The sequence below is a fragment of the Paenisporosarcina sp. NPDC076907 genome (assembly GCF_050269735.1).
GTDB lineage: Bacteria > Bacillota > Bacilli > Bacillales_A > Planococcaceae > Paenisporosarcina.
On record NZ_JBNNIX010000001.1, the window covers coordinates 37046 to 51027 of the forward strand.

Consider the following 13982-nt stretch of genomic DNA (forward strand, 5'->3'; position numbering starts at 1 on the left):
ACAGGGTAAACCGTGATAGAGTAAGTAGTATAAAGAGGTCAATTCATATTCATATAGATAGATGGCAAGAGAGAGGATGACGAAGAATGAGTAAAACAATATTAGTAGTAGATGACGAGAAACCGATTGCGGACATTCTACAGTTTAATTTAAAAAAAGAAGGCTACAACGTCGTTTGTGCTTATGACGGAGATGAAGCTTTAGCAAAGGCAGAAGAAATTAAGCCTGATCTGATGTTATTAGATATTATGTTACCAAATCGTGATGGTATGGAAGTTTGTCGTGAGATTCGTAAAAAATATGATTTTCCTATTATTATGCTGACGGCCAAAGACTCAGAAATTGATAAAGTACTTGGTTTGGAACTAGGTGCAGACGATTATGTAACCAAACCATTCAGCACACGTGAATTGATTGCTCGCGTGAAAGCCAATATGCGTCGCCATCAAACAGTTCAATCTGAAGATGCAGAAGAGGCTTCAAATGATATTATGGTAGGCTCATTAATTATCCAGCCAGATGCGTACTTAGTGTTGAAACGGGACGAGTCGATTGAACTGACTCATCGGGAATTTGAATTACTGCATTACTTGGCGAAACATATCGGACAAGTGATGACACGTGAACATTTGCTACAAACTGTTTGGGGATATGATTATTTTGGAGATGTTCGAACTGTAGACGTAACTATTCGTCGCCTGCGTGAAAAAATTGAGGATAACCCAAGTCACCCTGCATGGATTGTGACTCGCCGCGGCGTAGGGTATTATTTGCGTAATCCTGAACAGGAGTAGACAGAATGCAAAAGGTAGGCTTTTTTAAATCGATTCACGTCAAAATCGTCCTTGTTTACATTTTGCTTATTATTTTGGCAATGCAAATCATCGGATTATATTTTGCACGTGAGTTAGAAAATACGCTTAAAGACAGCTTCACTAAATCCATTGAAGAACGCGTGGATTTGGTGGAGTTTAGTGTGCGTGAAGAAATTATCAAGAAGCGTGGAGAAGAAGATTTCACTTTAGAGCAAAGTTTACGTTCTGTTCTCTTCAGTATTCGTTCGGAAGATATCAATGAAATCAGAGTAATAGATCCTAATTTCCGTATTTTAGCTACATCTGAAACAACGAATCAATCTATTGTCGGCCAACGTTCAACAGATCCGATTGTCCGTCGCTCTATCTCTTCTGAAACACCGGAAAATTCCATTTCATTGGATCCGCAAAAAGGCGATCGTATATGGGTTCTCGCTTCACCGATTACAGATCAAGGCGAAATACTAGGTACGATTTACTTGGAATCAAATATTGAAACTGTTTTTGAGCAAATGAATGAAATTAATCGCATTCTTGCTGGTGGTACCGCAATGTCGCTTGCCATCACGATTATATTGGGGATATTGATCGCCCAGACAATTACACGACCGATTTCCGATATGCGCAGACAAGCTCAAGCTATGGCAAAAGGGAACTTCTCCCGCAAAGTACGAGTTTACGGGAATGATGAAATCGGACAACTGGCGATTGCTTTCAACCATTTGACAAATCGTTTGCAAGAAGCACAGTCGACTACGGAAGGTGAACGCCGCAAACTGGCTTCAGTCCTTTCGAATATGACGGATGGCGTAATAGCGACAGATCGAAAAGGTCGCATCATTTTAATCAATGATCCTGCACTTAGACTATTGAGAGTTTCAAGAGATTTAGTGTTACATCGTCCTATTCCATCCGTTTTGGGAATTGAAGCACAATATACATTTGAAGACTTAATTCATATGAAAGAATCCATTAATTTGGACTTCAGTTCACCTGAACGTCCTTATATCTTAAGAGCGAATTTCTCAGTCATTCAAAAAGAAACAGGATTCGTTAACGGCTTAATCACAGTTCTACATGACAATACCGAACAAGAGAAAATTGATATGGAGCGTCGTGAATTCGTAGCAAACGTATCCCACGAACTTCGCACACCATTAACAACGATGCGGAGTTATTTAGAAGCATTAGCGGATGGTGCGTGGCGGGACAAGGATTTAGCACCGTCATTCCTAAATGTTACCCAGACAGAAACTGAGCGTATGATTCGTTTGGTTAATGACCTGCTGCAGTTATCTAAAATGGATAGCCGAGATTACGATTTGAATAAAGAATTCGTTGAGTTTAATAAATTCTTCAACCGAATCATCGATCGTTTTGAAATGTCAAAATCCCAGCAAGTTCATTTCCAACGTTTATTGCCAGATTCACAATTCTTCGTGGAAATTGACGCTGATAAATTAACGCAAGTCATTGATAATATCATTTCGAATGCCTTGAAATATTCGCCAGACGGCGGCAACATCCGCTTTGGTATTATCGTTCAAGAAGGATTTTTAAAAGTCATGGTATCAGATGATGGTATGGGGATTCCAAGTGAAAATGTAGAGCGGATTTTTGACCGTTTCTATCGTGTGGACCGCGCACGTGCAAGGTCAATGGGAGGCTCGGGACTTGGGCTCGCCATTGCCCGGGAAATGATTGAAGCTCATGGTGGAGCCATTTGGGCAGAGAGTGAAGAAGGACACGGTACAACGATATTCTTTACGTTGCCATTTGAGTTAGATGAGGCAGGTGAATGGGATTGAAGTATGTAGAGCAAATAAAATCAATTGTCCTCACCTTGTTAGTTGTATTAAGTGTGTTATTGACGTTTACGATATGGACCTATACACCTACCTATAAGACGATTCAACATGCGCCAGTACTTAATATATCAATTGCTGAACAACAGCGAGTAGATGATGTAATCAAACCTTACAAAATGATTGCAAGTCGGGAAGACAACATGACGGGGTCGATGTCTCCATTTGATTTGGAACGCGTAGTTAATGTTATGAAAAATTGGGAGATTAGTGATCTGACTTTAGAGAGCAACAATTTAAACGCTGTAGATTTAAATGAATTGATTCATACACCTGATCGCTATACATTGTTTTTCCCGGATGATGTGCCATTTCCGGTGTATGATATCATATTGCCATTTTCGATTACAAACCCGCCTGAAAATGGATTTGATCGCTTGATTGTTGATTGGAATCGGACCGAAAACGGAGAACTGAAAATTTATTTTGCCAGTTCGAAATCCAAAACATTGTATTCAGCAATTGCTGGCAATGTCGATATGAATGTACTGAAGCAAAAAATTGTATCGCCTACGGCTGAATTTGCGAAATTCACTGAAATTCAACGCAAAGGCAAGTCTTCATTATTTGTATCAGCTCAAGATGTTGAGAGTATCCGTTATACGTATTACTTGAAAGAAATCGATACCAATCGTTTTAGGGAAGCACTATTCAGTGACCCGAACTTGATTCGCCAAAGTCCAGTTGGTGCCACAAATGAAGAATATTCAGATGGTACATCATTGATGAATGTGAATTTACTTGAACGTACATTAAGTTTTGTAAATCCATCTGCGGAGACATTTGTGCCTGCGGTTCCTTCCAAATTGGTATTTGATAGTTTGGATTTTGTTAATGAACACGGTGGCTGGACAGATGAATTTCGTTTTGCCAGCATCAACCCGGAAAATCAACAAATAGATTATCAATTGTATTTATTGGGTTATCCCGTTTTTAGTGATGAAACATCTACAAAAATCACTGCATTTTGGGGCGATCCAGGCATTTATCGCTATTGGAGACCTTACTATACTCTTGATTTATCATTGCCATTTGATACAGTGATTTCGACTTTACCTTCAGGTGAGAAAGCTTCCCGTGTTATGAAAAACGTCAACGAACTTGATTTTAACAATGTCGATGAGATTACGACTGGTTATTACTTAACACGCGATAATGATCAGCGATTACTGATATTGGAACCGTCGTGGTTTTATTTATCAAACAATCAGTGGTCTCGCATTTCATCTGACGTTTTAGGAGGTGGGAAGTTTGGATTGGAATAAAACCAAAACCATCTTCATTATCGTGTTCTCAATATTAAACGTCTTTTTGTATTCGCTTTATGTGGATCGTTACCAGGAAGCCCAGAAGGTTGAAATACTTGGTGAAACAACAATTGAAGAACGGCTCCAAGCTGATAATATTCGATATGAAAGCGCACCAGACAATACACTAAAAGAATCATATGTCTCTGGAAACGTTCGTGTCTATTCCCCTGAGGAATTAAAACCAATGGACAATCAAAAATATGAGATTTTTGATCGTACGGAACTAGTTGCGACATTGGAGAAACCCGTAGCTTTGCTAAATTTGGATGAACCGACAACCTTCAAGGATTTTGTTAATAAGCATGTGTTTGAAGGCATGTCTTATGAATTATTTGATGTCGATCTTGAGGGAAAAAAAGCCGTGTTCTTTCAAACAATTAATGATCGTCAAATCTTCTTTAATCAAAATGCACTGCTCACAATTTATTGGAATGAAGAAAATGAAGTATTTAAATATGAGCAAACCGCTTTTGAAGAATTGGATGATGATTTTGAGCAGACCGAAGACTTATTGCCAGATGAACGTGCAGTGGAAGTATTGTACCAACGTAATTTATTGAAACCAAACTCCACGATTACAAAAATCAGTTTAGGCTATTCAACGCTCGTTCAACTGACAGAAACGCAAGTATTTGCACCGACTTGGCGAGTTCGTGTAGAATTACAAGATGGTACTAAAGAAGACTATTTTGTAAATGCAGTAGAAGGTAAGATTATCGAATTTAACAAAGAGTCCGAGGAAATAGAAGAATAAGGAGTTTTCATCATGCGTTTTAGTGTTCTAGCAAGCGGCAGTAGCGGAAATGCCATTTACGTTGAAAACGAGGAACATTCATTTTTAGTGGATGCTGGTCTGAGTGGACGTAAAATGGAGGAGTTGTTCGCCTCTGTTGACCGCAGTATGAAAAACTTAAGCGGAATTTTGGTTACGCATGAACATAGTGATCACATAAAAGGGATTGGGATTCTTGCCCGAAAATATAAAGTACCCATATATGCCAATGCTAAGACTTGGATGGCAATGGAACATCTAGTCGGAAACATTCCGCTCGAGCAACGTTTTCATTTCGATATGGAAACCGTGAAAACGTTCGGCTCCCTAGATATTCAATCGTTTGCTGTATCCCATGACGCTGCAGACCCAATGTTTTACGTCTTTCATGAAAATGGACGTAAACTGGTATTAATTACGGATACCGGATACGTAAGTGACCGCATGAAAGGTTATATTAAGGGTGCAGATTCATTTGTGTTCGAAAGCAATCATGACGTCGGAATGTTACAAATGGGTCGTTACCCTTGGTCCATTAAGCGTCGCATTTTAAGTGATGTTGGACATGTGTCCAATGAAGATGCTGCTGTTGCAATGAGTGAAGTAGTTGAAGAAAAACCAACGCGGATCTATCTTTCACATTTAAGTAAAGATAATAATATGAAAGATCTTGCGCGTATGAGTGTTACCCAAACACTTGAATCGTGCGGCATTGTTACCGGTGAATATTTAAATCTCTTTGATACTGATGCCAATAAAGCAACCGAATTAGTAACGGTCTAACCTCCACATCTGTGGAGGTTTTTCTTTTTTAGGGAATAACACTTTACTTTTCTTAATTTTGAGCAAGTTTTAAATTCATTTTCATCTAATTTTAATGTTGGGAGGGTAAAGTAAAGATATCGAATAACAGAAAGGGAGATCATCTATGGGATACTATGATCAAATACCAACGGATCCACATAAAGAACAACAGACCCGGATTATAAGAAGAGGAAGTAAAGGTGGCTACTTTTTCAGTGGACTGATCGGGGTTATGATTGGGGCATTAATCGTTTGGCTGATGCTTCCTTCACTTGTTGGCATGATACCTGGTGGAAACGAATCTAGTGGGAACGGTTCGTCAGCTGTGTCTTCAACTACTCAACAATTAACTGCGGATATAACGACAGATGTCACAACTGCAGTCGACAAGGCAGCGAACGCTGTTGTTAGCGTGACGAATATTCAATCTACGTCTGATTTTTTAAGACCTTCAAATGAAGGACAAGAGGCGGGAACAGGTTCAGGTGTTATCTATAAAAAATCCGGTGATAAAGCATACGTAGTTACCAACAACCATGTGATTGAAGGTGCGAATCAAATCGAAGTGACATTGTCAGATGGAGTAAAAGTAGAAGCAAAACTACTGGGGACTGATATTTGGACAGACTTGGCCGTCCTTGAAATGGATGCTTCGAAAGTAACCACAGTCGCGGAATTTGGAAATTCAGATTCGTTGAAACAAGGGGAAACGGTTATTGCAATCGGGAATCCACTTGGTCTTGATTTTTCGGGATCGGTGACAACAGGAGTTGTTTCTGGTAAAGACCGTGCAATTCCTGTTGATTTAAATGGCGATAACCAAATTGATTGGCAAGCTGAAGTATTGCAAACGGATGCTGCCATCAATCCGGGAAATAGCGGTGGTGCACTTGTGAATTTAGCAGGTCAATTAATCGGAATTAATTCCATGAAAATTTCCCAAGAAACAGTTGAAGGAATTGGACTTGCGATTCCAATTAATTCTGCCATTCCAGTCATTGAAGACCTCGAACAATACGGAGAAATGAAACGTCCGTCAATGGGTGTAACATTAGTCGATGTGACAAACGTTTCTGCTTACCACCAACGAGATACGCTCCGTTTACCGGAAGAAGTTTCAACAGGAGTGGTCATTGATGAAGTAGTAGAAGAATCAGCAGCAGATAAAGCTGAATTAAAACAATATGATGTAATTGTTGAGATGGATGGAGAAAAAATCGAGAACATGATTGATTTACGCAAACACTTATATAATGAAAAAGAAATCGGTGACGATTTGAAATTGAAAGTGTATCGCAAAGGTCAAATGCTGGAAGTTACCTTAACATTAGCTGACAATTCAGCGTTATAAAATCGTTTCATTTAGCTTGTGGATGAAGAAAAAGAATTGTGGATAACAATTCTTTATTCACAAAACATTTACACAGCGAGTAGAAGGTGCGAATGCCTGCCTTTCCTACTCGCTTTTTGTTTGTTAAAATAGATTGTGGATAAAGTTGTGTGAATTGTGTATAACTTAGTGAATTATTTGAAAATCGAAAGGATGAAGAAAAATGAAAATTAAATGCTGCCAAACCCATATAGATCATGCATTGGACATGTTTGTAGCTGAGCAAAATACCTTTCCAATTTTAACGGAACTCACAGAAGAAGAAAAGATATCCACAAATTGCGATTACTGCGAGGTCTCTGCAATATATTTAGTAGCGAACGAATGATTGCCTACTACATATAGTTTTACCTTGTGGATATGTGTATAACTTCTGTGGATAGCGTGTTTGTAAATAAAGTGTAAAGGTGGATAACCTGTGAATATCACAATAATATCCGTAGGGAAGTTAAAAGAAAAATATTTAAAATTGGGGATTGAAGAATACACAAAACGATTGGGAAGTTACGCAAAAATAGATTTGATTGAAGTGCCAGACGAAAAAGCACCTGAAAATTTAAGTGATGCCGACATGGAAATCGTCAAGAAAAAAGAAGGCGAACGCATTTTGTCAAAAATCGGAGCGGATACGTATGTCATCGCTTTAGCAATCGAAGGAAAAATGAAATCGTCTGAACAACTGGCAGACGATTTGCAGTCACTCATGACATACGGTCGCAGCAAAATCGCCTTTGTCATCGGAGGGTCACTCGGTCTGCATGAAGACGTAATGAAGCGATCAGATGAAAAGCTGTCATTCTCAAAAATGACCTTGCCACACCAATTGATGAAGTTAGTATTGGTGGAGCAGGTGTATCGGGCTTTTCGTATTATTAAAGGGGAACCTTATCATAAGTAATTGAGGATTTTGGAAGGGCACTATTTCTATATGTGAATAAGAGTTCAATTTTATAAATGTTTGGGTTCGGAAATAATTAGCTGCAAATAGTGAAGAAGGTCAATTTTATTATGCTCATTTATACCTTTCTCTATTTTTCAAAGAAGGATTTTGTTGCTATGAAATGAGTGGAAGTTTCTAGTATTTTGAAGTTCTGTAACAGAAGCAGCAATTTTAAAGCATTGAACCGATACTTGTCTGATGTGGACCAATAATAAACTCGAATAAGGTTATTTTCCAAAATAATATTATATGATGACATTCATAAGTTGTTCAAAGGATGAGTTATAGTTTTCATATAGACAAAAACAGCACCCTCCAATTTTTAGGATGGTGCTGTTTTACTTTGATTCAAGCTGGATCAGGAATAAAAAATTTTTTATTCCTCAAATGTGATATGTACGGTGAAATCCATATTCTTAAAAAATTCCGTTAAAACTTTTTCAGCGTTAACCTCTGCGGTTGTTAATAACCCATCAGAAGTAACTTCTTTACTGATTTGCTTTTGCGCATTTGCGACAAAATCAATCACTTCATCTTGATCTAGTTCCCCATTAAAAATACTACCATTTACGATGTAACGAATTTTAGCTACATCTATGGATGGTTTTTGAATAAGTTCTGCGTGAGGAAGGGTAATCTTAATCTCATTTGTCTCTTTATTAATAACCATGTCATCAGAAGTAACTTTTTTCAAATCTACACCAGCAATAACGGATGCAGGTACAACGAACATGACTTCTCGTTTCGTTCCTAAAATATTAAGTGGGATATTTTTTCCAAAAACCTTATTATCTTCTGTTTGCAAGACCGTGTCCGTATAAATTTCAGCGGTTGCTAATTTCGACAGTTCCTGTACATTTTTAAGGAATGTTTCAGAGCTTTGTTTAGGTTTATTCATTTGATATAGCCAAATTCCTCCACCAATGATGACGAGTAATAGGAGAAGTATAAAAAAGGCTTTTAAGCTACTGACAATTGTGAAAAAATTAAATTTACTTTTCGATGTGGAAAATGTTCTTGAGTTATAAGGTTCTGCAATAGTTGCAGCATTTTGTTGTTTAGCTTCCGTTAAATCGATGATCATCTTCTCGAGTCGCGCAATTCTTTCGTCTTTTGCTTTCAAAATTTCTTCATTAATATCCATAATTTCACCCTTTCTATTTGATATGATAAAGCTGAAAAATTTATGTAAGATACTCTCATTTGAGGAAGTAATTAAAGAATAGCATAAAGAATCGTATTAAGTACATCGAATGGATAATATTTGCAATTTTCATGGTATGATAGGTAAAACTATTTTACTAGAGGTGGCCATTATGTCGAATGAATCTACAGTACTTGAAGTCTTATTAACTAATGCTGTTAAGATACCCGGAGTAAAAGTGAATCGAAATGAATTTTTAGCAAAAAGCTTTATGAAATATGTATCGCCAGATGAATTATCCGAAATCATCAAAACTGGTCCTGTAGATGCCAATATTGATAAAAAGATAATAAATAAAGTCGCCAAAAAAGTGATAGCGGATCGCACGATGAAAAGTTCAAGTATTTCGTTTGTTTCAGGTATACCTGGTGGTTTGGCGATGGCCGCTACCATTCCAGCCGATACAGCGCAATTTTTTGCCATGGCCTTACTACTTTCTCAAGAGCTAGGCTATATTTTCGGTTATGAAGATTTTTGGGATGGCGAGGAATTGAATGAGGAAAAAGTAAGCGGTGATTTAATCTTATTTTTAGGTGTGATGTTTGGCGTAGGTGGAGCGACAGCAACGATTAAAGCATTGTCTTCGCAGCTATCGAAACAAGCATTAAAAAAGATTCCAAACAAAGCTTTAATGAATACAATCTATTATCCAATCATTAAAAAGACATTGGGGTTCATTGGAATTAAGATTACAAAGGGATCTTTTGCAAAAGGAGTTTCAAAAGCCATACCAGTTGCTGGAGGTTTTGTGTCTGGAGGATTGACGTATGCATCCATGACCAAAATGGGAAATCGACTTGCAAAAGCTTTGGAAGAAAATATCGATCTTACACCAGAGGAAATAATACAAAGTTTTGAAGAACTGAAGCAAAACAATCCAGAGATTATTGATGTGGAATTTGAAGAAATAATATAGGGTATGTGATAAAAAATCAATTATTAAACTTACCCAACCAGGTAAGTTTTTTTAATCAATAAATAGAATTACTTTAATAAAACCTCACTTAGAGATAATACGGAGAACCTTATCTTAAGTAAGTGAGTCCTTATAGAAATAAAAAATAACAAGCCAAGAATATCAAGTAATTTATATAAATTACTTGATATTCTTGGCTTGTGTAGATTCATGAGTAAGAGAGAAAAGATCCCGTTACATAAACAGAGCTTTTCTAATTAAAAATTATAGGAAAAGTAAATGTTACGAAAGCTGCCCAAATTCCGTAGACCGGCAAATACTTAGTAACGGCATCTTGGATAGTGGAAGGTCCGGTTTTGTTTTGTAGAAAACGCATATAGGAAAGCATAATCCAAATTAGATTGGCCCAAATAAGTATGTTTACGCCTAAAACAGCAAGCCTGTTGGGTGTAATACCATAAGAAGAAAGTCTGAACACTATTGCTGATAAAGCTACACTGTCAATAATAAGAGCAAGAACAATTAAGGAGAAATTTATATAATCAGAAATGTTCTTTTTCTCGTCTGAGCCGCTTTCGGTAATGGAAAATATGGTGACGACCAACACACCAAGGAGTATACCATTGAAGGCTATTAGGAAATTGCGGTCCAAGAATGGATTTTTTTCGAGCCAAATAACTGTTATAAGATAGACTAACAATGTTGCCAAGACTAGTGGACTAAAAATTTTAGCTATATGCGGTGCAATATTTTTAGCAAGTTTAAGATTCCTTGATACCAGGTATGCAGTCACGATAGCGATAGCAGCAGCACCAAATAAAACGATATTTCTAAAATAAAATTCTTCTATATCTAATCCGACAAAGCTAAATAACTGCATGGTGACTGCTGCTAGCAGCATCCCGCTAATTGCCATACTGGCGTAGAGTATGAAGAAATTTAAATTAAATTTAAGATAGGCTAATCTGGTGTTGCCTTTGCCATATTGATTTCCTGTAAATGCAAGACCAACCAATCCACATAAGAAAATGGGAAGATGTAAATAAGCAAGTATAATACTGTCTTTATAATTTAAGGGCAGCATATTAAGATAAAACCCAGAGATTAGGAACAACACTGCAAGGCAGTAAAGAACACTTTTTTTGGGGGGGTTCTTATATACAAAATAAGCTGCAATAAAGGGGAGTACCCCAAAAGCAAGGTTAATTGGGGCAATTGCTTGCAGTTCGACAAAATGGAATATAATCCTGGTGCTTATCCCGGCCAGAATTGCTAAAATGCCCATGAATAAGAAATCTTTTTGAAACAAGAAGGCTTTTTCTGTATTAACCGCCTCCTTGAAATGCAATCTTTCATACCAAACGGCAAGAACCGGTGAATCAGGGTTTTGTTCCAAAGCGTGTGAAAATGCCTTTTTAAAAGCTTTTGGGTCTTCTCTAAACAATCTTTCCAGCTCATTGGGATCTGCGATATTTTCAATAATCATATTGTCAATGTCCAAGGTTTTACCTCCTCTAATAATTGTCATATTAAGTCCTGCTTTCCTCCATGATGTTTATTAACCGAACTTTGTTATCTTTAACTGTCTTCTTCCCTTTTGTATTCTAAAATATCTCCAGTCTGACATTTTAAAGCCTTACAAATGACCTCTAAAATTGATTATCGAATCGCTTTTTCCTTTCCATTTTTCAATATAGTGTTTCTTGTTTCAAGAAAAGCATCTCACATATGTATTATTATATGATTTTAACAGGATATTTATTGATTAACAATAAATTTTTATTTATTAACGTTATATTTTTGTTGCAAAAATATTGATTTTGAAAAAATAATAAGTAATCCTCTTCCAAGAAGTGCTCTAAAACTTCAAATGTTGGCTGCTCCAAAAGTCAACGAAAATGACATATAAGAGTAGCCCTCTTTTCATATTAAAAAAGCCGCTGTCGATTTCCGTTACGAAGCACTTCTATGGAAGCCGTTCCCGCAAGAGTCACTCAGTCCAAAATTGACTGTGTTCCTTTCTCCATCTTAAATGTTGTTATAATGAAGGAGTGTCAAAAGCTAACCTATAGCTTTGGATGCTCTTTTTTTGTAGACAACAGGGATTTTAACAGCAAGGGAGTTGGAATTAGAGATGAATAATAAAGCTATAGCAGAGATTCGCAAACACTTTAAGATGGATACTGATTTATTGAAAATCGCTGATATTTACAACATATACATCCAGCAGGAAAGCAGTGAGATCTATCATGAGGAGAGCCGCTCATTTTCCTTGATGGACCGGGAGCAGCAAGAGCTGTTTCTAGCCAATTTTAAAAAGGTTTTAGGTGGGAAACTGGATGTGAAGCTGTTTGAGGTGAAGTTTCAGGCTCAGGCAGAAGAGCAAACGGACCATACGCAACGACTTTTATATGAAGGACTTCAGACTGAAGATATAGGTGAATGGAAATCGCATATGCAGCAGATCGCCTTGAAAATGGTTCAGGACAAACAATACGAAAAGGACATGGTCGTCACATTTATTCGTGGGAATCATTTTAAAACGACGAAGCGCCAGCCTGATGAAACGGAAATTGATATGCGGGATGAAGTGTATACCACTCCTTTTATTCTTTGCAGCATGAATCAAACCGAATTGCCGAAAAGTTCATTGGTGTTTGATTTTGGCGAGAAAGAGTTTAAATCGAGCCTGGTGACAGATCCCGTCATTAAACTGGCTTCTCCAATTGGTGGATTTCTGTTCCCGAGCTTCACGGACAACGCCGCAGATATCCATCACATCCTTTACGCAGCGAGCAAAGCGAATAAACCGGATTACCAATTTATCGAGAATGTGTTGAACGGCAATGAAATCATGACGGCCGAGGATGACAAAGCGGTGTTTGAAGAAATTGTCAAAGCAGTAATCGGAGATGAAGTGAATTCGAAAACCCTCGCTGGTGTATATGATGAAATCAATCATATGCTAGTGGTGGAAGAAGACAATAAGGACGAAGAAGCCAGTGCGCCTACTTTGGATACTGTAGAAGTCGCACGTGTGTTGAAGGCGAGCGGCGTAAAAGATGTAAGTATAGAAAAAGTAGAAAGAGCCTTTCAGCAGGTGGTTGAAGACAAAAACTACGAAATGAAAGCAAGCCATATCGTTCCAAGCTACGCGTCCAAGTCCATCAAGATCAGCACAAAAGTAGCGGATATTTCAATCAGCCCTCAAGACTTAAGATATGTCAAAGAGGTCAATTATAATGGTAAACGATGTCTGTTGATCGAGGTGGAAGAAGACACGATGATTGAAGGATTTAAGTTGCTTCCGGAAGAGCTGTTGGAGTAAGGGAGAGATTTGTTAATACTTAAGCCAGCCAATCGATTGCTAATTGGTTTGCTAGCATTTTATCCAAGCAGAGTAATATTAAAAAAATACTGAATTGAACCTTTGATCTAGTTATAGATTGAAGGTTCTTTTTAAAATGTGCAACTAATCTTTTTTATATAAATTAAAAACGCTGAAATGGACAAGATACTCTATGAGAAATAACTTCCTGTATTTCTCAAAACATCTCAATGAGGGGGACAGCTATGCCAAATGTAGAAGTGAAATGTACTGTATCAAATTGTAATTTCCATTTAAAAGGGAATGTTTGTGGGGCTGACAAAATTGAAATAGATATGGATCACCACGCAAACCAAAAAAATACAGAGTTTGCTTCTGAATTTGATTACAGCACTATTAGTGAAGAAGCAAGCCGTTCTGCAGATACGTGCTGTAAAACGTTCAAACCTAAAGATGACCATAATTAATACTGTAATGGGGGTCCAATTAGGTCTAGTATGTGCAGCTGTGTACTAAACATTGAGACTAAGGGGACTAAAGGGGAATCATCTCTTTAGTCCCACTTTAATGAAGTAATAATAATGGGAAATTTAAAAAAGAGACAAGCTAAATGAATTACGTTCATTTTCATAAAGTCT

General features: G+C 37.5%; 13 protein-coding genes and 1 pseudogene. 11 read left to right on the plus strand and 3 right to left on the minus strand.

Annotated features, from left to right (window positions below):
* Positions 1 to 86: 86 nt before the first annotated feature.
* The 8 genes from yycF (at position 87) to rlmH (ending at position 7854) form a co-directional block, all read left to right on the plus strand.
* Positions 87 to 794 carry a response regulator YycF gene (yycF, locus tag ACQKEV_RS00190; protein WP_269927451.1) on the plus strand — a complete coding sequence of 236 codons (708 nt, stop codon included), beginning with the start codon at positions 87 to 89 and terminating at the stop codon, positions 792 to 794.
* Between the two features lie 5 nt (positions 795 to 799).
* The gene (walK, locus tag ACQKEV_RS00195) at positions 800 to 2623 is read left to right on the plus strand and encodes a cell wall metabolism sensor histidine kinase WalK (RefSeq protein ID WP_427442230.1); all 1824 of its coding nucleotides are present in this window, start codon (positions 800 to 802) and stop codon (positions 2621 to 2623) included.
* Complete coding sequence (locus ACQKEV_RS00200) at positions 2614 to 3945, plus strand: YycH family regulatory protein (RefSeq protein ID WP_427442232.1); 1332 nt, start codon at positions 2614 to 2616, stop codon at positions 3943 to 3945. The genes walK and ACQKEV_RS00200 overlap by 10 nt, the downstream gene beginning before the upstream one ends.
* On the plus strand, positions 3932 to 4744 hold the full coding sequence (locus tag ACQKEV_RS00205) for a two-component system regulatory protein YycI (protein WP_427442234.1): 813 nt from the start codon (positions 3932 to 3934) through the stop codon (positions 4742 to 4744). Before ACQKEV_RS00200 ends, ACQKEV_RS00205 begins: the two co-directional genes overlap by 14 nt.
* 12 nt (positions 4745 to 4756) lie before the next feature.
* Complete coding sequence (locus ACQKEV_RS00210) at positions 4757 to 5545, plus strand: MBL fold metallo-hydrolase (protein WP_427442236.1); 789 nt, start codon at positions 4757 to 4759, stop codon at positions 5543 to 5545.
* Between the two features lie 145 nt (positions 5546 to 5690).
* Entirely contained in the window at positions 5691 to 6917 is a 1227-nt protein-coding gene (locus tag ACQKEV_RS00215; RefSeq protein ID WP_427442238.1) for a S1C family serine protease, read from the plus strand.
* 202 nt (positions 6918 to 7119) lie between these two features.
* Entirely contained in the window at positions 7120 to 7284 is a 165-nt protein-coding gene (locus ACQKEV_RS00220) for a CxxH/CxxC protein (RefSeq protein WP_427442239.1), read from the plus strand.
* A gap of 90 nt (positions 7285 to 7374) precedes the next feature.
* On the plus strand, positions 7375 to 7854 hold the full coding sequence (gene rlmH, locus ACQKEV_RS00225) for a 23S rRNA (pseudouridine(1915)-N(3))-methyltransferase RlmH (protein WP_427442241.1): 480 nt from the start codon (positions 7375 to 7377) through the stop codon (positions 7852 to 7854).
* Between the two features lie 418 nt (positions 7855 to 8272).
* Here rlmH and ACQKEV_RS00230 read toward each other — a convergent pair whose 3' ends face one another.
* The gene (locus tag ACQKEV_RS00230) at positions 8273 to 9040 is read right to left on the minus strand and encodes a DUF4230 domain-containing protein (RefSeq protein WP_427442243.1); all 768 of its coding nucleotides are present in this window, start codon (positions 9038 to 9040) and stop codon (positions 8273 to 8275) included.
* A 172-nt stretch (positions 9041 to 9212) separates the two neighbouring features.
* On the opposite strand from ACQKEV_RS00230, the gene ACQKEV_RS00235 reads away from it, so the two are divergent.
* A complete protein-coding gene (locus ACQKEV_RS00235; RefSeq protein ID WP_427442245.1) occupies positions 9213 to 10016 on the plus strand; it encodes a bacteriochlorophyll 4-vinyl reductase in 804 nt (267 codons plus the stop codon).
* A 253-nt stretch (positions 10017 to 10269) separates the two neighbouring features.
* Here the strand turns inward: ACQKEV_RS00235 and ACQKEV_RS00240 are convergent, their stop codons facing one another.
* Together ACQKEV_RS00240 and ACQKEV_RS00245 are read right to left on the minus strand one after the other, a co-directional pair.
* Entirely contained in the window at positions 10270 to 11517 is a 1248-nt protein-coding gene (locus tag ACQKEV_RS00240) for a DUF4153 domain-containing protein (protein WP_427442247.1), read from the minus strand.
* A gap of 77 nt (positions 11518 to 11594) precedes the next feature.
* Positions 11595 to 11714 (minus strand): annotated as a pseudogene (locus ACQKEV_RS00245) (helix-turn-helix domain-containing protein); the annotation flags it as partial.
* A 436-nt stretch (positions 11715 to 12150) separates the two neighbouring features.
* Between ACQKEV_RS00245 and ACQKEV_RS00250 the strand changes: the two are divergent.
* A complete protein-coding gene (locus ACQKEV_RS00250; RefSeq protein WP_427442249.1) occupies positions 12151 to 13344 on the plus strand; it encodes a DUF4317 domain-containing protein in 1194 nt (397 codons plus the stop codon).
* Between the two features lie 245 nt (positions 13345 to 13589).
* On the plus strand, positions 13590 to 13811 hold the full coding sequence (locus tag ACQKEV_RS00255) for a DUF1540 domain-containing protein (RefSeq protein ID WP_427442251.1): 222 nt from the start codon (positions 13590 to 13592) through the stop codon (positions 13809 to 13811).
* The last annotated feature ends 171 nt before the right edge of the window (positions 13812 to 13982 follow it).